22 protein-coding genes are annotated in these 23,182 nt (G+C 58.9%); 1 reads left to right on the top strand and 21 read right to left on the bottom strand.

Translation table 11 applies throughout. The features are described from left to right. Positions 1–28 precede the first annotated feature (28 nt). The 8 genes from argC to groES form a co-directional block, all read right to left on the bottom strand. Positions 29–1,084, bottom strand: a complete 1,056-nt coding sequence (gene argC, locus HM1_RS06530; RefSeq protein ID WP_012282521.1) for an N-acetyl-gamma-glutamyl-phosphate reductase — start codon at positions 1,082–1,084, stop codon at positions 29–31. A gap of 160 nt (positions 1,085–1,244) precedes the next feature. Further along, positions 1,245–2,183: a DMT family transporter gene (locus tag HM1_RS06525; protein WP_041313465.1), complete on the bottom strand. Its 939-nt coding sequence runs from the start codon at positions 2,181–2,183 to the stop codon at positions 1,245–1,247. A gap of 107 nt (positions 2,184–2,290) precedes the next feature. Further along, positions 2,291–3,148 (bottom strand): AmmeMemoRadiSam system radical SAM enzyme, encoded by an 858-nt coding sequence (gene amrS / locus HM1_RS06520; protein WP_012282519.1) that lies wholly within the window; start codon positions 3,146–3,148, stop codon positions 2,291–2,293. Positions 3,149–3,288: 140 nt separating this feature from the next. Beyond that, positions 3,289–4,686, bottom strand: a complete 1,398-nt coding sequence (gene amrA, locus HM1_RS06515; RefSeq protein WP_012282518.1) for an AmmeMemoRadiSam system protein A — start codon at positions 4,684–4,686, stop codon at positions 3,289–3,291. A gap of 268 nt (positions 4,687–4,954) precedes the next feature. Continuing rightward, entirely contained in the window at positions 4,955–5,407 is a 453-nt protein-coding gene (locus tag HM1_RS06510) for a nitrogen regulation protein NR(II) (RefSeq protein WP_012282517.1), read from the bottom strand. A 256-nt stretch (positions 5,408–5,663) separates the two neighbouring features. Then, entirely contained in the window at positions 5,664–6,473 is an 810-nt protein-coding gene (locus HM1_RS06505) for an N-acetylmuramoyl-L-alanine amidase family protein (RefSeq protein ID WP_012282516.1), read from the bottom strand. Positions 6,474–6,719: 246 nt separating this feature from the next. Beyond that, the gene (gene groL, locus HM1_RS06500) at positions 6,720–8,348 is read right to left on the bottom strand and encodes a chaperonin GroEL (RefSeq protein WP_012282515.1); all 1,629 of its coding nucleotides are present in this window, start codon (positions 8,346–8,348) and stop codon (positions 6,720–6,722) included. Between the two features lie 169 nt (positions 8,349–8,517). Next, the gene (gene groES, locus HM1_RS06495) at positions 8,518–8,802 is read right to left on the bottom strand and encodes a co-chaperone GroES (protein ID WP_012282514.1); all 285 of its coding nucleotides are present in this window, start codon (positions 8,800–8,802) and stop codon (positions 8,518–8,520) included. 426 nt (positions 8,803–9,228) lie between these two features. On the opposite strand from groES, the gene HM1_RS06485 reads away from it, so the two are divergent. Further along, on the top strand, positions 9,229–11,076 hold the full coding sequence (locus HM1_RS06485) for an adenylate/guanylate cyclase domain-containing protein (RefSeq protein ID WP_012282512.1): 1,848 nt from the start codon (positions 9,229–9,231) through the stop codon (positions 11,074–11,076). Between the two features lie 106 nt (positions 11,077–11,182). On the opposite strand, the gene HM1_RS06480 is transcribed toward HM1_RS06485, so the two are convergent. The 13 genes from HM1_RS06480 to rpsD all read right to left on the bottom strand — a co-directional run bounded on the left by HM1_RS06480 (position 11,183) and on the right by rpsD (position 23,161). Then, positions 11,183–12,775 carry a methyl-accepting chemotaxis protein gene (locus HM1_RS06480; RefSeq protein ID WP_012282511.1) on the bottom strand — a complete coding sequence of 531 codons (1,593 nt, stop codon included), beginning with the start codon at positions 12,773–12,775 and terminating at the stop codon, positions 11,183–11,185. A gap of 105 nt (positions 12,776–12,880) precedes the next feature. Further along, positions 12,881–13,219 carry an STAS domain-containing protein gene (locus HM1_RS06475; RefSeq protein WP_012282510.1) on the bottom strand — a complete coding sequence of 113 codons (339 nt, stop codon included), beginning with the start codon at positions 13,217–13,219 and terminating at the stop codon, positions 12,881–12,883. A gap of 19 nt (positions 13,220–13,238) precedes the next feature. Next, a complete protein-coding gene (locus HM1_RS06470) occupies positions 13,239–15,332 on the bottom strand; it encodes a chemotaxis protein CheA (protein ID WP_041313460.1) in 2,094 nt (697 codons plus the stop codon). Between the two features lie 40 nt (positions 15,333–15,372). Further along, positions 15,373–15,792, bottom strand: a complete 420-nt coding sequence (locus HM1_RS06465; RefSeq protein WP_012282508.1) for a chemotaxis protein CheW — start codon at positions 15,790–15,792, stop codon at positions 15,373–15,375. Positions 15,793–16,247: 455 nt separating this feature from the next. Beyond that, positions 16,248–16,640, bottom strand: coding sequence for a 30S ribosomal protein S9 (rpsI, locus tag HM1_RS06460; protein WP_012282507.1), 393 nt, complete (start codon positions 16,638–16,640; stop codon positions 16,248–16,250). Positions 16,641–16,658: 18 nt separating this feature from the next. Then, entirely contained in the window at positions 16,659–17,093 is a 435-nt protein-coding gene (gene rplM, locus HM1_RS06455) for a 50S ribosomal protein L13 (RefSeq protein ID WP_012282506.1), read from the bottom strand. A 210-nt stretch (positions 17,094–17,303) separates the two neighbouring features. Then, the gene (gene truA, locus HM1_RS06450) at positions 17,304–18,083 is read right to left on the bottom strand and encodes a tRNA pseudouridine(38-40) synthase TruA (RefSeq protein ID WP_012282505.1); all 780 of its coding nucleotides are present in this window, start codon (positions 18,081–18,083) and stop codon (positions 17,304–17,306) included. A gap of 133 nt (positions 18,084–18,216) precedes the next feature. Then, positions 18,217–19,017 carry an energy-coupling factor transporter transmembrane component T family protein gene (locus HM1_RS06445; RefSeq protein WP_012282504.1) on the bottom strand — a complete coding sequence of 267 codons (801 nt, stop codon included), beginning with the start codon at positions 19,015–19,017 and terminating at the stop codon, positions 18,217–18,219. Then, positions 19,011–19,931: an energy-coupling factor transporter ATPase gene (locus HM1_RS06440; RefSeq protein WP_012282503.1), complete on the bottom strand. Its 921-nt coding sequence runs from the start codon at positions 19,929–19,931 to the stop codon at positions 19,011–19,013. The genes HM1_RS06445 and HM1_RS06440 overlap by 7 nt, the downstream gene beginning before the upstream one ends. Continuing rightward, positions 19,907–20,746: an energy-coupling factor transporter ATPase gene (locus HM1_RS06435; RefSeq protein ID WP_236995049.1), complete on the bottom strand. Its 840-nt coding sequence runs from the start codon at positions 20,744–20,746 to the stop codon at positions 19,907–19,909. Before HM1_RS06435 ends, HM1_RS06440 begins: the two co-directional genes overlap by 25 nt. Positions 20,747–21,175: 429 nt before the next feature. Further along, the gene (gene rplQ / locus HM1_RS06430) at positions 21,176–21,514 is read right to left on the bottom strand and encodes a 50S ribosomal protein L17 (protein WP_012282501.1); all 339 of its coding nucleotides are present in this window, start codon (positions 21,512–21,514) and stop codon (positions 21,176–21,178) included. Between the two features lie 30 nt (positions 21,515–21,544). Beyond that, positions 21,545–22,489 (bottom strand): DNA-directed RNA polymerase subunit alpha, encoded by a 945-nt coding sequence (locus HM1_RS06425; protein ID WP_012282500.1) that lies wholly within the window; start codon positions 22,487–22,489, stop codon positions 21,545–21,547. A gap of 45 nt (positions 22,490–22,534) precedes the next feature. After that, positions 22,535–23,161 carry a 30S ribosomal protein S4 gene (rpsD, locus tag HM1_RS06420; protein ID WP_012282499.1) on the bottom strand — a complete coding sequence of 209 codons (627 nt, stop codon included), beginning with the start codon at positions 23,159–23,161 and terminating at the stop codon, positions 22,535–22,537. Between the last annotated feature and the right edge of the window lie 21 nt (positions 23,162–23,182).

Here is a 23,182-nt window from a genome sequence, read left to right as displayed (position 1 = left end):
TCCTGTCTCTATCGCCGGTTCAGTTTTTTTAGGGATAAATCCCCGCCGCCTCAATGCCTGTCGTCTCGGGCAGGCCGAAGAGGATGTTCATGTTCTGGATGGCCTGGCCGGAAGCACCCTTGACCAGGTTGTCGATGGCGGTGGTGATGATGACGCGGCCGGTCCGCGCCTCTACGGTCAAGCCGATGTAGGCGTGGTTGGAGCCGTAGGACCACTTTGTCTGCGGCCAGACGCCTTCGTCCATGACGTGGATGAAGGGCTCGCCGGCGTAGAACTGGCGGTAGAGATTGCGCACCTCTTCCGAGGTGGGCTGGACGCCTTCTTTTAAGTCGGCGTAAACGGTGGTGAGGATGCCCCGCGTCATCGGCATCAGGTGAGGCGTGAAGGTGATGGCCATGGCGTCCGGGTCAAGGCCCGCCCGCTCGGCCACCTCCTGTTCGATCTCAGGGTTGTGGCGGTGTTTGGCCACGTTGTAGGCTTTCACGTTCTCGTTGACTTCGCCGTAGATGATGGCCAGGTTGGCGTTGCGGCCGGCGCCGGAGACACCCGACTTGGCATCGATGATCAGCCGGTCTTCGCGGATCAGGCCTTGGCCGCAGAGGGGGGCGATACTCAAGAGGGAGGCGGTCGGGTAGCAGCCGGGGTTGGCGATGATGCGGGCCTTCTGGATCTGCTCCCGCTTCAATTCCGGCAGCCCGTAGACGGCCTCAGCCAGCAGTTCCGGCGCCTCGTGGGTAACATGGTACCACTGTTCGTAGACGGCGGCGCGGCGCAGGCGGAAATCGGCGCCCAGGTCGACGACCTTTTTGCCTTTGCGGACGCACTCGGCCACCCAAGGGACGGACAAGCCGTGGGGCAAGGCCAGAAAAACCACATCGGCCATGTCGGTGATGTGGTCGATGTCCTGGCTCTGGCAGGCCAAGTCTACTTGACCGCTCAGGTGAGGATAGACGTTGGCATAGGGTTGATCCGCATATTGGCGGGAGGTCAGTCCGACCAGTTCCACTTCCCGGTGCCGGGCCAAGAGACGCACCAGTTCTGCGCCTGTATACCCGGTGGCGCCCACAATCGCTGCTCGAATCATTGTTCGGCCGACCTCCTTATCGTCATGCATAATACAAGAATGATTATACAGTTCCTTGTATAATCATTCAATCCTGTTTTCATCGTTCTTCCTTTTCGAGACTATCCAAGTCTTCGATACTTTGTCGCTATTTTCAGTCTTCGAAGGCGATGGCCCTGCCTTACGCCGCCCTACCGTCCACGCCGTCGCATGCAGCGTCCTGTTCGACCTCTTCGGACTCCCCAGCGCCGACCATCTCGGCGACGACGATCCCGGCCATGACGAGGATGCCGCCGAAGGCGCCCCGCAGGGTGAGCGTCTCGCCGGCGAGGGCGATGCCGAAGAGGAGGGCGAAGACAGGCTCGGTGGCAAAGATGAGCGCCGTCCTGGTGGCCGTCGTGAACTTTTGAAAATACATCTGAGCCAGGAATGCCAGCGAGGTGGCCGGGATGGCCGTCAAGGCGAGGGCCGTCCATACCTCGCTTCGAAACTGGTCGTAGGCCAGCGGCGGATCGAAAAAGCAGGAAAAGGCGGTGCAGGCGATGCCGACGGCGATGATCTGCATGATCGAGAGCAGCATCGGGTCATGGCGATGAGTGACCTGGCCGACGAGGAAGATGTGTAGACCGAAACAAAAGGCGCAGCCCAGGACGAGCAAGTCGCCCGGATTGACAGTCAGGTCGTCGGTCAGGGTGAGCAAGCCCAATCCGGTGACGGCCATGGCGACGCCGGCGAGGACACCGCTGCGGGGGGCCTGTTTATGGACGAGCCAGCCGACGAGGGGCACCAGGACGACAGACATTCCGGTGATAAAGCCGGCATGGGACGATGTGGTGTACTGGAGGCCGATGGTCTGCAAGGCGTAACCGCCGAAGAGGCAGGCGCCGAGCATGAAGCTGTGGCGGACGGCAGCGCCGGTCAGGCGTTGCCAGCGCCGCCCGGCGATGGCGGCGAGAAAGAGTCCGGCGATAAAAAAACGGATGGCCAAGAAGGTATAGGGGGGCATGAAGGCGATAGCCTCTTTGACGGCCACAAAAGTGCCCCCCCAGACGGCCGCCACAGAGAGCAGGATCAGGTCGGCCGTCAAGGGGGAAACACGGGATGTACGCTGTTGCTGCATGCTTGTTATCCTTTCCATACAACCTGCAGTGTTTCATTAAAATGCCTGTTGTCGATAGGTGTAGTCGATAGGGTGCTGTGATGCCGAGAAGGCCTCAGAAGCCGCCGTCAGATGTTCCCGAGAAAGACCCTGTGAAGACGCCTGCGAGCCAGTTCAGCCGCTCGTTCCAACGTATCCCTTGGGGTGGGGCGCTCGGTGAAGCGGTACATCGGGTAGTATCGGCTGAGGTGCAAGGGCGTGTCTCGGCCCAGCTCATCGGCCACCCAGTCGAAGAGGCTGGTCAGCTCCTCATCGCTGTCGTTTTGGCCTGGCACGACGAGGGTGGTAATCTCCAGGTGGCAGGCGGCTTTGTACAGCCGCGCCGAACGCAGCACCGGTTCGAGGCGCCCCTTGCAGACGCAGGCGTAGTAATCTTCCCTAAAGCCTTTGATGTCCAGGTTGACGGCGTCGATGTAAGGCAGCAGCGCCTTGAGCGGCGCCTCTTCAATGTAGCCGTTGGTGACAAGGACGTTTTTCAGCCCCGCCGCCCGGACCTTGGGGGCTGTGTCATAGATGTATTCAAACCAGACGCTCGGCTCTGAATAGGTGTAGGCGATGCCGATGTTGCCGTAGGCCTTCGTCTCTTCGGCCAGGGCGACGGCCTCGTCGGGGCTGATCTCCCGCGAGTCGGCGTCCCGCTGGGCGATATGGTAGTTCTGGCAGAAGCCGCAGTCAAAGTTGCAGCCCAACGTGCCTAAGGAGAGGATCATGCTCCCAGGGTGAAAACAGCGCAGCGGCTTTTTTTCGATGGGATCGAGGCTGATGCCGGTCACTTTGCCGTAGTTGAGGCTGTATAAGCTCCCCTGTTCGTTCATCCGCACGCGGCAGATGCCCACTTTCCCCTCTGGGATGTGACAGTGCCAGGGACAGAGAACACAGCGGATCTTGGGCGGGTCGGCTTCATAGTACATGGCTTCCCGCAACAATTCGTTTCCCTCCTTATGTACAGCTGCCGAAGGGAGACGCCCACCTTATACATACCCTTTTCAGCAAAAAGATGCAACTTTTTTGGCAAAAAAATGACCGGCTACAGAAAATCGCGCCGGATCTGCCCGCTTTTTTGCCGTCACCGGTACCGCACGACTTCAAAACGGGATAAGGCAACGTCTTTTCCCGCCGGGATGCCGGCTTTCTGCCGGGCGATGCTCACCTGCTCCTCCGCCGTGTCAACGCCATCGAGCATGGGCAGCAATAGCCCCTGCTGGCGGCCCGAGCGGACGATGACGCCGTAGCGCTGCGGATCGAGGTCCTTCATCGACGCCACAGGCTCTTCGGGCATGAGCACGTCGACGGAGTAGACGAGCTCATCCAGTTCGTCCTCCTCGACAGGGAAAAAGCGCCGATCCTCCGTGCCGGCGCTGATGGCGTTCTGACGAATCTCCTCGCCTAGGCTCTCTTGCGTCGGGGAGATGGTGCCGATGCAACCCCGCAACCGCCCCTGCCTTTTGATGGAAACAAAGACGCCGGCGGGGTCGGCATCGGCCAGCTCTGCCGGGATCGGCGGCAGCGGCTTCTTGCAGACGTGGGCCTCCAAGGTCTGCCGGGCAAAACGGACGATGACCGATTCTCCGGCGCGAGACTTTTCAATCTGCGCGCGCCGTTCCTGAATATAACGGGAGAGGCGCCCTTCCCCCATTACGGTTCCTTCACCTGCCTCTTCCCCGCCGGTGACGGAACCGACGAGGTATCCGACGCCAAAGGGACCTTCATAGCTGTAGATGCGGCTCTTTGTTCCAGGCCGGTCAAAAGCGCCGGCCATCATCAGCAATGACCGGTAGCCGCACTCTCCCGCTTTTTCGCAGAGACTCTCGTCTATATTCAGCAAATCGTCCAGCTCCCAGAGCCCGAAGGCGCGCTCGATGGCCTTGTCAAAAGCCTGGCCTGCCGGCGCATCCTCAGTCAGGCGGTGAGACAGGTCGCTCGACGCGATCAAGGCGACACGGCGGGGCGACTCATCTATGGCCTCGCGCAGGGCGATGCCGAAGCGGAAGAGTTCTTCCCGGGGAAGTAGGGCCATGGCGATGGGAACGACCTTGCCGCTAAAGCCAGCCTCCCTGAGGAAATAGAACGGCACCATGGTGCCGTGATCAAGTTCCTGTTCAATCGAAAACCGTTTCGCCAGGCTTTCGTCTATCACGGCGACGCTGACGCCGCGGCGCTTGGCCTGGGCGATGATGGACGACACCAGGGGCAGGTCGTTCTCCACATCGGCCTTCACCTCTGGGGCGTTGAACCGGGCCAAGTCACCTTTCAGACGCGGAAAAGCCGTGACGGCGATGGCGTCTTGAAAGACGGGGCCATGGGGGCTGATGATGATCACCGTTTCCGGGTCCTGCTCCAGACACGCCTTCGCCCATGCCCGCATGGCATCGACGGTCTTCTGGACGCGGGGCAGGCTGCGGCCGCCCACGGCAGGCACGATGATCGGCGGGTGAGGCGCCACCCCGCCAAAGACGACAGTCATGGGAACACCTCCCAAGCGGTTACCTCGAAAAGGGCCTTTCTGTCCCTAAAAACCCCTCTGCTCTATTGTACCGCAAATCCAGTCCAATGTATTGTTTTCACTTGCCCCGCCTTTATCCGCTGGCAGGAGTAAGCGGTCCTTCGAATGAGCGGCGTCCCTCTGCCGACAAGAGCCGCAGGGCCGCGAGGGTACAAAAAACTGCCTTTCCCTCTTCGGGGCTGGCAAGATGTTTTGGGGATTGCGGCTACACTGTCTCGCTCTCCCCCGGTCACTGCTTCTCCAGGTGCATGATGATGACGCCGCCCTTTCCATCGCGCACAGGCGTGACGATCATCTGAAACCTGTTGCATCCGGTCGGCGAGCTGCAAAGGTATTCATGAGTAAAAGACTGCTCTTTTCCCTCCAGGACGGACAGGATGCCTTCATAAACGGGGCGCACATCATCGCATCCCTGATCGATGGCGGAACGACAGATTTTCAGGTAGTTGATCCCGACGCCAGCCAACGAAGGATCGGAGATGTCGTTCTCAATGGAATGGCGCTCCCACTCCTGGTTGACAAAGGTGATGTACCCGCTCGCGTCCAAAACCACCAACAAGATGGGCAGGGAATTGAGGATCGTCATATAGCGGTTCTCGTTTTCCTGCAGCACCTGAATGAAGCGTTTCAGTTGGGCTTCCCGCTCTTCGTACCTGCGGATGGAGTCTTGCACGTGTTCCATAAAAAGACCCCTCGACAATGTTGATATCGATAATCATTCTCCATTCAATCGGCAAATTCCTTTTTTCTATCCAGAAAATTGATCCTTTTCATTCCGCTGATGGTGCCGTACTAACGGTATGGGCGTCTTATTGTCACTATTTTAATCAATCTTCTTCGACAAAGCCAGCTGTCTCTATTTATTAAACACAGCAAAAGCCCTGCATCCCCTGTGATTCCCGGCTGCAGGGCCTCTTCGTTATGTCGGGTCCTCTCTCTCACGAATCGAACGTCCCCGGCGACAGGGCGCGGTCGACCTCGGGGATGAAACCGCCAGGCGCATCGCTCGCGGCGTCTTTCGGCTCCTCCGCCGGTTCCCCGCCCAGGTAGCGGGCGATGCCGGCGGCGATGCCCTGGGCCAGTTTATCCTGGTAATCGTCTTTGATGAGCAACGCTTCTTCGGCCGCATTGGACAAAAAGCCGGTCTCCACCATCACCGCCGGGCATTTGGTCATGCGCAAGACGAAGTAGTCTTCGGCCTTCGCCTGCCGCTTGTCCTTGTTGCCGACCCGCTTGGTCATTTCTTTTTGGATGTGCAGGGCCAGACGTTTCCCTTCCGCCGAGCCCGGCTGGTAAAAGACCTGCGGGCCTGAACAGGACGGCGCCAGGGGGAAACTGTTGGCATGAATCGATACATAGACGAGGGCATTGGCCGCCTGGGCCTTTTCCACGCGCTTCGTCAATTCGCTCCGCTGACTCCATTGACCGACGCTGAGATTGGCTTCTGTCTCGCGGGTGAGGATCGCTTTGCCGCCTGCCTGATTCAACTGGTCGACGACTTTTTTGGCGATCTGCAGGTTGATGACCTTCTCCTGGGTTCCCCGCGTCCCTTTGGCGCCGCCGTCTTCCCCGCCATGGCCGGGATCGATGGCAACAACCTTGTCCTGGATCGCCCCGGAAAAGGATTGTACAGTCCGATCCTCCAGCAGCCGGTCGATGCCTGCGTAGATCAGAACGGCGGACAGGGCCAGGACGGCGGTCACCCATAGCCGGGGATGCTTGCCCACGATCATCCACACCGAACGCACGGTACCCCCCCTTCCTGCCAGATCTTATGCAGACGGCATCGGGGGAAGACCGCAGTTGACCCGCGAAATATGATCGATCTGCAGACAGCATCATCGGCTGTATTCATCTGTGCCACCACCAAAAAGGCTGCCGACTTTCGCCGGCAGCCTTTTTGGTTACGCTTTTTCTGGCTGTCAATCCTGTACCTATCCTTGTGTCTGTCACGGTGGAAACGGCGGGAGAAAGGCCTGACCTTGCGGCAGGTCTTACATCCCCATGTCCATGCCGCCCATTCCGGGGGACATGGCAGGTGCGTCTTTCTTCTCCGGCTTGTCGGCCACGATGGCTTCCGTCGTCAGCAGCATGGCGGCGATGGAGGCAGCGTTTTGCAAGGCCGAACGGGTCACCTTGGCGGGGTCGACGATGCCGGCGGCGATCATGTCTTCATACACTTCGGTGGCGGCGTTGAAGCCTTGGCCGACGGGCAGGGACTTGACCTTCTCAACAACGACAGAGCCTTCGTAACCGGCGTTGTTAGCGATCTGACGGAGAGGTTCTTCCAGGGCGCGGCGGATGATGGCCACACCAGTCGCTTCGTCGCCAGCGGGCGTCTCCACGTTGTCCAGGGCTTTCTGAATGCTGACCAGCGCGGTACCGCCGCCGGGGACGATGCCTTCTTCAACAGCGGCGCGGGTGGCGTTCAGGGCATCTTCGATGCGCAGCTTCTTGTCTTTCAGCTCGGTCTCGGTCGCAGCGCCGACTTGGATGACGGCGACGCCGCCAGCCAGTTTGGCCAAGCGCTCTTGCAGTTTCTCTTTGTCGAACTCAGAGGTGGACTCTTCATGTTGACGGCGGATCTGGGCGATGCGCGCCTTGATGTCATCGGCACGGCCGGCGCCGTCGACGATGATGGTCTCTTCTTTTTTGATGCGGACCTGACGGGCGCGGCCCAGCATGTCGATGGTGGCGCTATCGAGCTTGATGCCGACTTCTTCAGAGACGACACGGCCACCTGTGAGGATCGCAATGTCTTCCAGCATGGCTTTGCGGCGATCGCCGAAGCCGGGGGCTTTGACGGCGACACAGGTGAAGGTGCCGCGCAGCTTGTTGACGACCAGCGTCGCCAGGGCTTCGCCTTCTACGTCTTCGGCAATGATCACCATCTGCTTGCCGCTTTGGACGACACGCTCGAGAACGGGCAGGATGTCCTTGACGGAGGAGATTTTCTTGTCGGTGATCAAGATGTAGGGGTCGTTGAGAACGGCCTCCATCTTGTCGGGGTCGGTGATCATGTAGGGGGAGATGTAACCGCGGTCAAAGTTCATGCCTTCGACAACTTCCAGGTCGGTGGTGAAGCCTTTGGATTCTTCAACGGTGATGACGCCGTCTTTGCCGACTTTCTCCATGGCTTCTGCGATCAGGTTGCCGATGGTGGCGTCACCAGCGGAGATGGCCGCTACCTGGGCGATGGCTTCTTTGCTCTCGACGGGCTTGGCGATGGCTTTGATCTCGGCGACGGCCTTCTCAACAGCCTTCTCAATCCCCCGCTTCAACACCATGGGGTTGGCGCCGGCGGCGACGTTTTTCATGCCTTCCCGGATGATGGCCTGCGCCAGGATGGTAGCAGTGGTGGTACCGTCACCAGCAACGTCGTTGGTCTTGGTAGCCACTTCTTTGACGAGTTGGGCGCCCATGTTTTCAATGGGGTTTTCCAGCTCGATCTCTTTGGCGATGGTGACACCATCATTGGTGATCAGGGGAGAGCCGAATTTTTTCTCCAGAACGACATTGCGGCCTTTGGGCCCGAGGGTGACACGAACGGCTTCCGCCAGGGTGTTGACGCCTTTTTCCAGGGCGCGGCGGGCTTCTTCGTTGAAGACGATCATTTTGGCCATAGGTTGTCTACCTCCTTAACAACTTCCCGCCTGTAAGGTCGGATTTTCTCCGGCGCGGGCGGGGACGGATTGCATAGGGCAGGGATGGTTCTTTTTATCCAGCTTAAAGGCTGTTCGTACTGGACTGGCTTCTTATAAGTAATGGAAACGCCTCGATTCGGTCAAGCGATTACAGCTTAGCCAGGATGTCGCGTTCGTTGAGGATCAGGTACTCTTTACCTTCGATCTTGATCTCGGTGCCCGAGTATTTGCTGTAGATGACCCGGTCGCCGACGGCCACTTCCAGAGCGGCCCGCTCGCCGTTGTCGAGCAGACGGCCGATGCCCACAGCCACGACTTCACCTTGCTGGGGTTTTTCTTTGGCGGTGTCCGGCACGATGATGCCAAAGGCTGTTTTTTCTTCCGCCTCGATGGGCTTCAACACGACCCGATCAGCCAAAGGTTTGATGTTCATACGAAACGGTACCCTCCTTCAGATTGCTTGCATCGTCTTAGTTTGTTAGCACTCACCGGTAGCGAGTGCTAACACCCAAGTACTATAATAGGGAGCCGCCCAAAGTGATGCAAACACCACGATCGGCCATTTAGCTGGTTTAGCTCCCGAAATTAATTATTTCCCACTCTTTTTGCCAGTATACACTTTCATCCTTCTTTTTTGGGTTTTATTCCATGGCGGGCGAAGGTGTTTTTGCTCATGTTCCCGCTCCTTGATCGGGAACCTCCTTCCCCCTCATAAAATCCATAAAGCGCCAAATCGGTTTTTTTCAGCCTCAGATCCTCCTTTAGCAGGGATGCGCCACCATAAGGGAGAAGTTCTCCCCAATCATCCGGCAGTCTAGACTGGGATCCGAATGCCGGGCAGTACATCGGAGGGCTTCCTGTGCGTGAGCGCCTGTTTCACCAATACAAACAACTGCAAGACAACGTGGCCCTCTGCAGCGTCTTTTTCGACCTTGTCGATTCCACTCGGCTGAAGCAGCAGTTGGGGCCGCTGGAAGGCGTCGCCCTCTCGTTGCGCCACAACGAACTCTGCGCCCAGACCGTTGACCTTTACCAGGGGCGGGTGGTCAAGCATATCGGCGACGCTATCTACGCCGTCTTCCCGAATCCGCTGCCGGCGTTGCTGGCAGCTTTAGATGTCAAGTACAACATCATCAAGGAGAACCTGCCTTTTCAGACCAAGATCGGCCTCTCCTTCGGCCTTGTGATGCCAGTGCGCACTCCCGATACCGATTACCTGGGGGCTTCCATCGACATGGCCGCCCGCCTGGCTGCTCAAAGCGCCCCTAATCAGGTCCTGTTGGACGAGTCGACGTTCCAGATTCTAAAGCCGCTCCTCAAGAGTCTCGACAAGGTCATCTTCCGCTTTCTGGGGATCCAGGAGCTCAAAGGCCTCTCCTACACGCCGCTCTACGAGCTCTCCCACAGCGAGTTGGGTTTCGTCCAGGAAAAAAGCGCACCTTCGCCCCAGGCGACCCGTTTCTTCGCCCTGCCGAACAACACCCCGCCGGCGACGATTCCCCCTGTCCCCCCTTCCTCAGCGGGGGTTTCCGCCGGCAGTTCGGGCGGCAGTCCCGAGGGCGGTTCCGTCAGTCCAGGCGACTTGACGGGTTCGAAGGGCTCCACCTCCGTCGCTTCGCGCTTCTTCGGGCGCACCGGCACTGCCGGCGGCAGCTCGGCTGCCGACGCTGTCTCAGCCGTCACCGGTGCCAGCTCCAGTTCTGTTGCGGTCACAGCTGCAACGTTCGACCAGGCCGCTACACAGCAAGGGGGCAGCGCCAGCCCGGTGGGATCGGCGGTGACGGCAGCGGCGGCGGCCGGCCTTTCCCCGCTCGTGCAGACCTATCTGGAACCGCTCCCTGTAGCAGACGAGGCTTTTCGTCACTTTCTACGGCGGATCAGCCTGAATCGCGACGATGTCGATCAGGTCTTTACGATGCTGCAGAACATGCACTATGCCCTGAAGGATCGCGCCGACTTTCCCGTGCGGAAGATCCGACCGAGCGGATCGTTCATGCGCGGAACGATGATCCGGCCGAAAAAAAGCCTCGACCTGCTTGTGGAGATTGCCCCTCCCGACGGCAAAACGCCCCCTGTGACCGTAGTCCTTGGCCAGATGCGGGAAATCCTGTCCAAGGTCGGTTGGAACCGCGATATAGAAGAATACCCGACATTCCTCCTCTTGGGACATGAGGACAGTTTCCGTATTTCTCCCTTGTTAGCGCTGGCGGAAGGGGAGAAGGAGGTTTTCTACCTTCCCAACGGGCCTGACACGTGGATCCCCCGCGATCCCCAGGCGCCGGAGCGGTGGATGTCAGCGGCCTTCCAGCGGCACGGGCCAACCTTCCTTGCTCTGATCCGCATCCTCCGAGCCTGGCAACGCACGAACTGCCGCATCCTGCGCACCCTGCACTTGGAAATGCTCACCGACTTATTGCTACGCAAGGTCCGCCTCGAACCGGGTCCCGAAGGGCTATACAACTGGTTCCGCTACGTCCACCAGATCTTCAGCCAGCAGAAAAAACCCTTCTTGGCCGATCCCTCTGATTCCACCTACTTTGTCGACGGGTACATGATGACCAACCCGGCCACCTTCAACCAGTTCGGCCGGCTACTTTCCCACTCGCTCCAACTGGCGACGGAGGCCGTCAACCTGGCGCAGCAGAAACAGTACCTGCTGGTACAGAACAAGTGGCGGGCGCTCCTAGGTCCCGGTTTTGGCGCCTGAATGTATTGGCCGAGGCTAGGACAGGGCAAGCATAAAGGTCCGCGACGTTCGCCAACCCATCGGTGGAGAACTTCGCGGACCTTTTTCCAGAAAGGTGCCTTACACTTTAGACCTTATACCTTGCCGCAGACGCCTGCAGCTCCGTCGCCAGGTTAGACATGGCCTCGATGGCGCTGGCCGTCTCTTCGGCGCCGGCCGACGATTCCTCAGCGATGGCGGCCACATTCTGTACAGCCCGTGAGGCCTGCTCCGTCGTGGCGGCCTGCTCTTCCGCCGCTGCGGCGATCTCGCCGACCTCGGTGGCTGTCTGCTTGACCTGATCCTTGATGTGCTGGAAGGCGGCGCCGGCCTGCTGGGTCAGCTCGCGACCGCTCTTGGCCGCTTCGACGGCGCGGCCCGTCACCGCCTGGATCTGTTTGATCAGGCTGGCGATCTCCTTGGTCGCCGAACCGGACCGTTCGGCCAGCTTGCGCACCTCGTCGGCCACGACGGCGAAGCCTTTGCCGGCGTCGCCGGCCCGAGCGGCCTCGATGGCAGCGTTGAGGGCGAGCAGGTTGGTCTGGGCGGCGATGTCATCGATCATCTCGACGATTTCGCCGATCTTTTCCGAGTTCTGGCCAAGGACCATCACGTTTTCCGAGATGGCGTCCATGCCCCGAACGGTCTCATCGATGATCTTGCCACCCTCTATGGTGGCGTTGGTCGTCGTCTCAGAGGACATGGCCGCTTTCTGGGCAGATGTGGCCACCTGAGTGGCTGCGCCGGCCATGTCGTTCATCATGGTCGACAGGCTCTGGGCCTCCTGGGCCTGGGACTGGGCGCCGCTGGCCAACTGCTGAGATGAAGCCGCGATCTGCTGGCTCGATGCGGCTACCGACTGGGCGCCGTCCTGCACTTGCTTGACAAAGCTGCGCAGGTTGTTGACCATCTGATGGATTGAGCGGGAGAGGGAGGAAATCTCGTCGCCCCCTTGCTTGTCAGCCACGTTTTGGGTCAGATCGCCTTGGGCGATGTTCTGGGCCAGTCGCTCCAACTCGCCGAGCGGCTTGGAAATGCTGCGGGAGAGGACCACCCCTGCGCCCAAGGAAAGCAGGAAAGCGACGGCGATGACGGCCACCGTCGTCGTTCGCGTCGACGCGTATCTGTCGTCGGCGTTCTTTTTGGTCTTTTCGGAGAGTTCCACCTGGAGTTGCACCATTCTCTCCAATTTTTCGTCCAGAGCGAGCGCTTTTGTCCGCCCTTCCGTGCGGGCGATCTCCAGCGCTTTGGCGTTCCCTTCCGCTGTTCCCAGGGCGCTCGATTGAATGATCCGCTGCGTCACCTCACGGTAGGTGCTCCAGGATGATTCGATGTCAGACAACATCCGCTTTTCATCAGCGCCGATCTCGGTTTCGCCGTATCTTCGTAATTCCTGTTCAAAGCTCTTGGCGTACTCTTTCGTCTTCGCTTCCCATTCATCCAGATCCCGTTTGTCTGAGGAAAGGATGTGGTTATAGACGGCCACGCGGTATTGTTGCAACTTGGCCTTCGCCTCTCCCAGGTAACGGACCGGCAACAGAGCGTTGTTGTACATCCCGTCGAGGCTCGCCTTTTCATCGGCGAGGCTGTTCAAGCCGTAAAAACCGACGGCGGCTGTGACCAGGCACGAAAAAAGGATCACCAGGAGGATCCGGGTGCCGACGTTCATCCGCGAAAGCATTCGCAGCCACTTCCCTTCGCTTTTCCTTCGCTTTTCCTTTACTTTTCGCTTAGGTTACGCTTCCCCTTCGCTTGCCTCAGCGCCGCCGAGCGCTTACGAAATAGCTTACTCCCGGGAAAGCTTTGTCACGGCTTCCTCTTCCGTCTCCACGATAGGAAGCAATTTGTCGAGGCGGGTGATCTCCAGCACCTGGCGCACGGAAGGGGTGATGTTGCAGAGGACCACCTGCCCCCCTTTTTCCCGGTAGCGCTTGTAGAGAAAGATCAGATTACCGATGGCTTCACTGGTGACAAAACTGACGCCCAGGTTGATGACCAGGCGGCTGTTTTCACGGGGAAGTTGAGCCAGGGAATCCTTGATCCGGTGGGCGTCGCCGACGCCGATGCTGCCGTAGAAGCGAAGGATCGACACATCGCCCCGTTCCTTGATCTCATGCTCCAACAAATTAGATCACCTCGTCCCCTCAGTTCTGCAACCGCTCTCCCGCTCCCCGGCGGAAGATGGCACCAATGTTCAGGATCAGGCTGACGCGACCGTCACCCAGGATGGTGGCGCCGGCAAAATGTTCCAGGTTCAGCCAGGGCGCCTTGATGGGCTTGATCACGATCTCCTTCTTGCCGATCAGGGAGTCGACCTCCAGACCCATCCGCCGTTCGGCCAAACCGACCATGACGACTGACCGGTACTTGCGGCGCCCTTTCTCAGGATCAAGCGGGATTTGTAACAGGTCCTGCAGCCGATAGAGCGGCACGATCCGCCCCCGCACCGAAAAAACCTCACGCCCGCCGACCGATTGCACCTCCTTGTTCTGCAGTTGGAAGCTTTCGAGCACGTTGTCTAGGGGGATGATCAGGCTCTCCCGCTCCACCCGAACGATGAGCCCCTGGATGATGGCCAAGGTGATGGGCAGTTGCAGTTGAAAGGCCGTTCCCTGTCCCGGCTCCGATTGGATGTCGATGATGCCGTGAAGGCTGCTGATGGCGCGTTTCACCACGTCCATCCCGACACCGCGCCCGGAGATGTCTGTCACTTTTTCAGCAGTGCTGAAGCCGGGGGCGAAGATCAGGTCCAGGATCTCCTGACGTGAAGGGGTCTGTCCCTCAGGAATCAGACCTAATGCCCGCCCTTTGGCAAGGACCTTGCTTTCGTCGATGCCGCGCCCGTCATCGCCGATCTCGACGACGATGCGACTGCCCTCATGGGTGGCCTTCAACCGGATGGTCCCTTCCTCCGGCTTGCCGGCCTGACGGCGGGCCTCCGGCAGTTCGATGCCGTGGTCGACGCTGTTGCGGATCAGGTGCATGATCGGATCGCCGATCAGGTCGACGACCGTTTTGTCCAATTCCGTGTCCTGGCCTTCCATCATCAGATTGACTTTTTTTCCCTGTTTGCGTGCCAAATCGCGGACGATGCGCGGGAAGCGGCTGAAGACGCCGCCGATGGGGACCAGGCGGGCCTTCATCAGCCCGTCTTGCAGTTGAGTCGTGATTCGAGCCAGCTGATGCGTCTCTTCGGCCATCTCGACAGCCAGCGGCGTCTGGCCGTGCCGCTCCAGGTAGTTCTCCTGAATCCGGGAAAAGCGCGCCTGAGAGATGAGCATCTCGCCGATCAGGTTCATCAGCAGGTCAAGCCGGTTAGCTTCAATCTTGATGTACTCTGTCGGCCGGTGGGAACTGTCACCTTGGCTGGCCAGGTCGGCTGCCGGCGTTTTCACCGCCTCTGTTCCGCGGTACCCCGCCGCTGCCTTTGCCACCGTCACTTCGGTCGCCGCCGGTAGGGCAGTCGGCGGTTCCGCAGCCCCAACTGCTGAAAAGGCTTCGTTGCCGTCATCTCCGCTGCGAATCTCTATGCAACGCACATCGGCCACGTTCAAGGCCCGTTCCAGGTCGTTGCGGCTTCCCTGACGCCAATCGAGCAAAATGGACGCCTCTTCGTAGGCATTTTCGTTAGCTTCCATCTCCGACCAAGCGGGCACGGAGCCGATCACTTCGCCGAATTCTTTCAGGTTGTTCAGGATGAGAAAGAAACGGACGGAGCGCATAGCGCATTCTGGCCTAAAGGTGACAAGAATCTCCGTCGCTTTGCCCTTGTAAGTTCCCCGGCTGCGCAGTTCGGCCAGTTGGGCTGTCCTTTTTGCGACACTGTCGTCTGCAGGACCATTGGCCGGCGCAGGCTGGTCCTGGATATCAGCCAGTTTGCGCGCCAGTTCCTCTGTCTTCGCAGAATCGACCGCTTCGGGATGAAAAAGGCAGTTTTGTATGTAATCAAGCGCCTGAAAGACCAGGTCGATATCCTTGGCGCTTAAAATATGCTTCCCCTCTCTCACCTTGCCGAGCAGGTCCTCCACCTTGTGGGTCATCTCTGTCACCGCCGGGAATCCGACCATGGCGCTGGAGCCCTTCAAGGTATGGGCGGCACGGAACATCTCGTGAATCATTTCCTGACTCGAACTGCCCGATTCGATGGCCAACAGATCCCGGGTCAGGATGTCCAGTTGCTCCTTCGCCTCCGAATAAAAAAGGTCCATATACTGGTCCATGAAGTTGTCATTGCTCAACCCCGTCACCTCCTCCGTTCCGGCTCATTCCAGGGTGGTTTCAATGCTGAATCAATGCAGGGATGTTCAGCAAGGCGATCAGCCGTTCATCCGTCTTGACCACCTTGTCGATGAACTGTTCCCCCACACTGAGACCTTCGGGGTTATCAGCCAACATCTCTTCGCGGACAGTCGTCACCGCAGAGACGGCGTCGACCCACAAGCCGACAACGATGTCATCGAGGTAAACGACAATGATGCGGTTATATTTTCCATCGCCCTGCGGGTCCAAGCTCAGGCGGCGCCGGAGATCGATCACAGGGATCACGTTCCCTCGAAGGTTGATCAAGCCGAGCACATGGGGCGGCGCATAGGGGATATAGGTCACCGGCGACGGCCGGATGATCTCCTGCACCTGTTCGATCGGAACGCCGTACGCCTCGGTCCCCAGTGAGAATGTGACGATCTGAAAGGCCTCCACGCAAGTTTCCCCTTTCCAGAGATCTGCTGCTGACCGGATTGCCGATATGGCCTTAGGCTCGATTCTTCATCTTGTTTGTAGTTCGATCATACGCTTAATACCAAAGGCTAGCAAGTACGAATTGACTGCGGAGGCGACGCCCCGAACAGGGCCAGGTGGGTCGGCTGGGGTTCCTCCGATATCGCTCACCTATGCTTGTCCCTTACAGTTTGCAAAAGCAGGGATAATCACTTTCATCGGTCCGATGATGACGTACTTTAATAAGTTATCAATAAATTTCTTATCAACCTATATTCTCTGCCGATAGCGATAAACCCTTTTATCAGGGCGCGAAGGCGAAGCGGAACAAAAAAAGCGAACCGATGCAGGTTCGCTTTTTCTGTAGCTGTAGCATGATGCGCCTGTCAGGTCCCGTTTCGAATGATACTCGAGACTGGCATCGACAGCGAGACAAATTAGCGCTTGGAGAACTGGGGAGCGCGACGGGCTGCTTTGAGGCCGTATTTTTTCCGTTCCTTCGCCCGGGGATCGCGGGTGAGGAATCCGGCGCGCTTGAGGACAGGGCGCAGGCCGATATCGGCTTTCAACAGCGCCCGAGCGATGCCGAGGCGGATGGCGCCGGCTTGTCCGCTGGTGCCGCCGCCGTGGACGTTGCAGAGGACGTCGAAACGACCTTCGCTCTTGGTCAGCTCGAGAGGCTGACGGACGATCATCTCCAGCGTTTTCTTCCCGAAGTATTCCATCAGCGAACGGTTATTGATGAGGAATTTGCCGTCACCGGGAACGAGACGCACGCGGGCGACCGACTTCTTCCGGCGACCGGTTCCTAAAAATTGCACTTGGGCCACAGGTGACTACCTCCTTCCCTAATCCCGAATGGTCCAGGCTTCCGGTTTTTGGGCCTGATGGGGGTGCGCTTCGCCTTTGTAGACATTGAGCTTGCGATACATCTGCTCGCCCAGGCGGTTTTTGGGCAGCATGCCCTTGATCGCTTTTTCGACGGCGCGCTCCGGCCTGGTCTTCAGCAGGGTGCCGTAGTTGATCAGGGTCATCCCACCAGGGTAGCGGGAATGATGGTAATACAGCTTTTGGGTCAGTTTCTTGCCGGTCAGGGCCACTTTCTCGGCGTTGATGATGATGACATGATCGCCGGTGTCCACATGGGGGGTAAAAATGGGTTTATGCTTTCCGCGCAGCAAGCGGGCAGCCTCGGAAGCGACCCGGCCCAGGGGCTTGTCGGCGGCGTCGATGACGTACCACTTGCGTTCGACGTCTTCGGCCTTAGCCATGAAGGTGCTCATCGCGTTCCCTCCTCAAAGGTATCGTCCTGTTTATCCTATCGGGGCGGCCCTGCATTCGTTTGGCCGGTCGTCGCCGCCCGCAACGCCGGGTGCCCACTCCGCCTGGCGTGTCACTGTGAAGGAAACGCCTCCGGTGGCTTTTCAGTGAAGGGCCTCTCTCCTGACTTCTGGGGCTAGTAGAAGTTTTGGAGAAAAACTCACTATAGTATTCTATTTTACGTTGAAAGGAAAGTCAAGGGGATCGTGCCAGACCTTCATCAAGCAAAGTCCCTGTGGCGGCGCTGTCATCCCGGCCCGGGTGCGGTCACGGGAGGCAATGATCGCCGGGATCTCCTCAAGGGCGATCTTGCCCTTGCCCACATCGATCAGCGTCCCGGCGATGATGCGGATCATGTTGTACAAAAAGCCGTTACCCATCACGTCGAGGACCAACCGGTGTTCTTCCTGCCTCGTCAGGTCACAGCGGTAAACGGTGCGGACAAAGTCCTTGACAGGGCTGCCGGTGGCGCAAAAACCGCGAAAGTCATGGGTTCCGACAAAGCACTGCGCTGCCGCCGCCATGGCCTCAAACTGAAGGGGCGGGAAGACCTGGTGAGAATAGCGCCGGTGAAAGGGCGACGGGATGCGGTGGTTGTAGATGGTATAGCGGTAGTGCTTGCCGAGGGCGCCGAAGCGGGAGTGAAACGCCAAAGGCACTGTCTTCGCCGCTACAACGGCGACGTCCGGCGGAAGGATCGCGTTCATGGCAAAGGGAAACCGGTCATCGGGGATCGGCGACGACGTGACAAAATCGACAACCTGCCCTCGGGCATGGACACCGGCGTCGGTGCGCCCGGCACAGTTCACCTTGACCTCCTCACCGGTCAGAACTTTGATCGCCCGGACCAAGGCATCCTGAATGGTGGGAAGGGCAGGGTTCTCCTGGGTCTGAAAACCGTGGTAGCAGGTTCCGTCATAGGCCACGGTCAGTTTTAGACGGCGTTCGCTCATGGGGCGTATCTCCAATTCATCGGCTATATCTCCGCTTCATCGTCTATCTCCGATTCATCGGAAGTCTCTCTCGTTTGTCGGGCACCTGGCCAACCCGTTGAGTCTATCTCCATCTCATCAGACTATTTACAGTTTACAGGGCCTTTTTCCAGAGACAGATCAAGATAAAAACGCCTGAGACGGCGACGGTGACGGCATAGTCCTTGCCGGACATGACCAAAGGCCGCATGCGGGTCCGCCCTTCCCCTCCCCGGTAACAACGGGCCTCCATGGCCATGGCTAATTCATCGGCCCGGCGAAAGGCGGAAAGCAACAGCGGCACCATCAGAGGAACCAAGCTTTTTACCCTCGCCACCAGGCTGCCGCTGTCGAAGTCGGCCCCCCGTGATGACTGGGCTTTCATGATCTTTTCCGTCTCTTCAATCAGCGTCGGGATGAACCGCAAGGCGATCGATGTCATCATGGCGAACTCGTGGACCGGCAAGCCGATCCTCTTTCCCGGTGAAAGGAGAAGTTCCAAGCCGTCGGTGAGGGCAATCGGCGATGTGGTCAGCGTCAAGAGCGATGTGGCGGCGTAGAGCCAGATCAGTCGCTGGCTCACCATGGCCCCCTGTCGAAGCCCTTCCCAGGTGATAGCGAAAGGGCCGAGCCTCACCGCCGTCTCCCCCGGCGTACTCAACAGATGGACGAGCAGGGTGAAGACGATGAAGATCCAGAGCGGCTTGATCCCCCGGAGGATATAGTGGATCGGCAACCGGGTCGCCACGATAGCGATGATGATGGGCAGACCGGCCAGGGTGACCGAGCGCAGCGTGGGCAACAGGAAGAGGGCGATGCTGAAAAGCAGCGTCGCTATCACTTTGGTACGCGGGTCAAGCCGGTGGACCGGTGAATCGAGGGGAACGTACTGGCCGAGGGTGATGTCTTTTAGCATGGCTGCCTCACCCCCAACGCCCGTAAAATTTCCTCTGCAGCGCCTTCCATGTCGACTGCCTGCTTATCAACAGGCAGTCCCTCCTGGCGCAAGCGGTGCAAAAGCCGCGCAGCAAAAGGCAGCTCCAGGCCGAGGTCGGCGATCCTGTCAGCTGCCGCGAAGACCTCTACAGGCGAACCTTCAAGCACAAGCCGCCCCTGGTCCATAATCGCCAAGCGATCGGCCAGCTGGGCCACCTCTTCCATGTGGTGGCTGACCATGACGATGGTCATGCCCTGGCGGCGGTGAAGGTCATCGATCAAGGCCAGCAACCTGCGCCGCCCCTGTGGGTCAAGACCAGCCGTCGGTTCATCAAGGATCAGCTTTTGGGGACCCATGGCCAAGACGCCGGCTAGGGCCACCCTCCGTTTCTGACCGCCGCTCAGTTGTAAAGGAGAACGCTTTGCCATCGCTTCGACGTCCAAGCCGACCAAGCCCATCGCTTTCCGCACTCGGCGATCCACTTCCTCTTCGTTGAGGCGGAGGTTGCGGGGTCCGAAAGCGATGTCATCATAGACGGTTTCATCGAAGAGTTGATGCTCCGGGTATTGAAAGACAATGCCCACCCGCTGACGCAACCGGCGAAAGGCGTCTTTGTTGGTGGGGTTCGTGCCTTTGGCATGGGAGCCTCCGGGCTGCGAACCCTTGTCGTCGGAACCGCTGATCGTGATCTCATCAACAACAACGGCGCCGGAGGTGGGTATCAAGAGCCCATTGAGATGCTGGATCAGCGTTGATTTCCCCGAACCGGTGCGTCCCACGATGCCGACTAGTTCCCCGTCACGGACAGACAGATCGACATCAAAGAGCGCCCTGACCGCCAGCGGCGTCGCCGCTTTGTAGACATGACTCAGTTGTCGGATTGCAATCGGCACAGGGCATTCACCAACTTTTCCATCGTGACTGCTTCCAGGGGGATCGTCAGTCCCCTTTCCCGCAAGCGACGGGCGATCTCGGCCGACGGCGGCGGTTCCAAACCGGCCTGTTCCAAGAGGCTTTCCTCTCGAAAGAGCGACTCGGGCAAACCGTCAAAGACCACCCTACCTTGTGACATGACGACAAGCCGTTCCGCCTCTGCCGCCTCATCCATGTCATGGGTGATCGTGATGACCGTCATCGCCAGCTCCTTATGTAAGCGACGGACCGTCTGGAGCACCTCGCGGCGGCTCTGCGGGTCTAACATCGACGTGGCTTCATCGAAGACCAGATAGGCCGGCTGAAGCGCCAAAGCGCCGGCAATAGCCACCCGCTGCTTCTGCCCGCCCGACAGATCATGGGGCGGACGCTCCCGCAGAGACTGCAAACCGACAACCGCTAACGCCGCATCGACGCGCCGCCGGATCTCCTCCGAAGGCAAGCCCAGATTCTCCGGCCCAAAGGCCACATCCTCCTCCACCGTCGTCGCCACCAACTGGTTGTCCGGGTTCTGAAAGACCATCCCCACCCGCCGCCGGATGTCATAGCGCTGCCGAGCGTCTTTCGTGTCCAACCCGTCCACCAGCACCCGCCCCTCGGCAGGCGTCAGCAAGGCATTCAAATGCTTCGCCAGGGTCGACTTCCCCGACCCATTCGCCCCCAGCACCGCCACCCATTCGCCGGAGCGGATCGTGATCGACACATTCGAGAGCGCTTGTATGGCGTCGCCGTCAGGATTCCGGTATTGAAAGCTTACGTTTTCAACGCTGATCAAAGACTTATCCCCCAATCCACGGGGCCTTTACATGAAGCGGCTAATCGCTCAAAATACATCAGCCTAAGGTCAGAAGTATCGCACCAGTGCCATCGAGTAGACGGAACAGTAAGTGTTTTTGGCTACGGGCGGCTGTCACATCGGGGTGGAATAGCACAGCGAGCGATTTGGGCGAAGCGGCGTCAGCGAGCGCAGTCTGCGAAGCGTTAAGGACGCCAGAACATGCAGAAAAGCCCGAAAGGTTTGGCGTCCTAGCGGAGCAGACAAGCGAGCAGCCGCGCAGCCCTTAGCGAGCGAAGCCATTCCACCCCGTCGCGCAATACACGCCGCCTAAAAGGAAAGCCAGGAACCCCTGATCCACAGGATCAACGGCCCTGACCTCGCAAGAGAACAACACACGCCAATAGCCCGCCAAAGCGGGCTAAAGGACTAGACGAGCTCGACGATACACATGGGGGCAGCGTCGCCGCGGCGGAACCCGGCTTTCAGGACACGGGTGTAACCGCCTTGCCGTGTGGCGTATTTAGGGGCGATTTCTTTGAACAGATGGGTGACGACCGATTCTTCCTGGATGAAGGCCAGCGCTTGACGGCGCGCATGCAGATCGCCTTGCTTACCCAGGGTGATCATCTTGTCAGCGATCCGGCGCAGTTCTTTGGCCTTCGGCTCGGTGGTCACAATCTTCCCGTGCTTGAGCAGAGAGGTGGTGATGTTGCGCAGCAGCGCCCGGCGATGGTTGGTCGGACGGCTGAATTTACGGTAGGGCACTCGATTCCCTCCTTTGCGACGGGGCTGGATTTAGTCTTCCGATTTACGCAACGACAGACCAAGGGCTGCCAACTTGGCGTCGACTTCCTCAAGGGATTTGCGGCCAAGGTTGCGCACCTTGATCATATCTTCTTCCGTCTTGTTGGTCAGGTCTTTCACAGTGTTGATGCCAGCCCGTTTGAGGCAGTTGTAGGAGCGAACAGACAAGTCCAGTTCCTCGATGGTCATCTCAAGGATCTTGTCCTGGGGACGCTCTTCCGTCTCGACCATGATCTCCACGTTCTCCGTGTTCTCCGTCAGGGCGACGAAGAGCTTGAGATAGTCGTTCATGATCTTGGCCGACCAGCTGATGGCCTCTTCGGGCGTCAGGCTGCCATTCGTCCACACCTCAAGGATCAGGCGGTCATAATTGGTGATCTGGCCGACGCGGGTGTCCTCGACACGGTAGTTGACCTTGCGGACCGGCGAGAAGTTGGCGTCAATGGGGATCACGCCAATGGCATGCTCCGACTTGCGGTGTTTGGTGGCCGTGATATAGCCGCGGCTCTTCTCCACAGTGATCTCCATGAAGAGGCGGCCTTTATCGACGGTGGCGATGACCTGATCAGGGTTGAGGATCTCCACATCGGCATCGGTGAGGATGTCCGCTGCGGTGACGACCCCTTCTCCCTCGAACTCAACACGGATCGTCCGCGATTCTTCAGTATGCATCTTGATAGCAAGCTGTTTGAGATTCAAGATGATATCCGTCGTGTCTTCGACAACGCCGGGTATCGTAGAAAACTCGTGAAGAACACCCTCGATCTTCACCGAAGTAACGGCGGCCCCGAACAGGGAGGTAAGGAGAATGCGACGAAGGGAGTTGCCCAGGGTCACCCCGTAACCTCGCTCCAGAGGCTCGACCACAAACTTGCCGTAGGTGGCGTCGTCACTCCGGGCGACACACTCGATCTTCGGTTTTTCGATTTCCAGCATGTACTGCTGAACCCTCCCTTGGCTTGAATCGGAAAACCCCTAATACTAGCGGGAGTACAATTCGACGATCAGGTGTTCTTGCAGGTTCGTGTCAATGTCTTCCCGCTTGGGCAGGGCGATCACCCGGCCAGAGAGGGTGTTCACATCGAGCTCCAACCAAGCCGGCGGCGTCTTCTGGCCGAGGCCGTCGACGATCTCCTTGAAGAGCGGCGTATCCTTGCTCTTCTCTTTCAGCTGGATCACGTCACCCACCCGCAGTTGGATGGAGGGGATGTTTACTTTCTTCCCGTTCAGGGTAAAGTGGTTGTGCAGAACAAATTGACGGGCCTCGTTCCGAGAACGAGCAAAGCCTAGCCGGAAGACGACGTTGTCGAGACGGGTTTCCAGAAGGCGGAGCAGATTTTCGCCGGTGACGCCTTGCTGGCGGTCAGCCTCAGCGAAATAGGCGCGGAATTGGCCTTCCAGAATGCCGTACACCCGGCGGGCTTTTTGTTTCTCCCGCAACTGCAGACCATATTCGGAAATCTTCTTGCGTCCTTGGCCGTGCTGACCCGGCGCGTAGGTACGGCGGTCAACGGCGCACTTGCCCGTGTAGCAGCGTTCCCCTTTGAGATATAATTTGGCCCCCTCCCGCCGGCAAAGGCGACAGACCGGACCGGTATAACGTGCCATTCTGCGGATGCACCTCCTAGG

It is taken from the genome of Heliomicrobium modesticaldum Ice1, assembly GCF_000019165.1.
Taxonomy (GTDB): domain Bacteria; phylum Bacillota; class Desulfitobacteriia; order Heliobacteriales; family Heliobacteriaceae; genus Heliomicrobium; species Heliomicrobium modesticaldum.
This window is presented reverse-complemented; position numbering and strand designations above follow the sequence as displayed.

Coding starts and splice junctions, on each gene's coding strand:
- groL (WP_012282515.1), bottom strand. CDS start 8,348: ATGGCCAAAATGATCGTCTTCAACGAAGAAGCCCGCCGCGCCCTGGAA.
- argC (WP_012282521.1), bottom strand. CDS start 1,084: ATGATTCGAGCAGCGATTGTGGGCGCCACCGGGTATACAGGCGCAGAA.
- HM1_RS06525 (WP_041313465.1), bottom strand. CDS start 2,183: ATGCAGCAACAGCGTACATCCCGTGTTTCCCCCTTGACGGCCGACCTG.
- groES (WP_012282514.1), bottom strand. CDS start 8,802: ATGAACATCAAACCTTTGGCTGATCGGGTCGTGTTGAAGCCCATCGAG.
- HM1_RS06480 (WP_012282511.1), bottom strand. CDS start 12,775: ATGCTTTCGCGGATGAACGTCGGCACCCGGATCCTCCTGGTGATCCTT.
- HM1_RS06445 (WP_012282504.1), bottom strand. CDS start 19,017: ATGCTAAAAGACATCACCCTCGGCCAGTACGTTCCCCTCGATTCACCG.
- truA (WP_012282505.1), bottom strand. CDS start 18,083: ATGAGCGAACGCCGTCTAAAACTGACCGTGGCCTATGACGGAACCTGC.
- rplM (WP_012282506.1), bottom strand. CDS start 17,093: ATGAGCACCTTCATGGCTAAGGCCGAAGACGTCGAACGCAAGTGGTAC.
- HM1_RS06510 (WP_012282517.1), bottom strand. CDS start 5,407: ATGGAACACGTGCAAGACTCCATCCGCAGGTACGAAGAGCGGGAAGCC.
- amrA (WP_012282518.1), bottom strand. CDS start 4,686: ATGACTGTCGTCTTTGGCGGGGTGGCGCCTCACCCGCCGATCATCGTG.
- HM1_RS06425 (WP_012282500.1), bottom strand. CDS start 22,489: ATGCTGGAAATCGAAAAACCGAAGATCGAGTGTGTCGCCCGGAGTGAC.
- rpsD (WP_012282499.1), bottom strand. CDS start 23,161: ATGGCACGTTATACCGGTCCGGTCTGTCGCCTTTGCCGGCGGGAGGGG.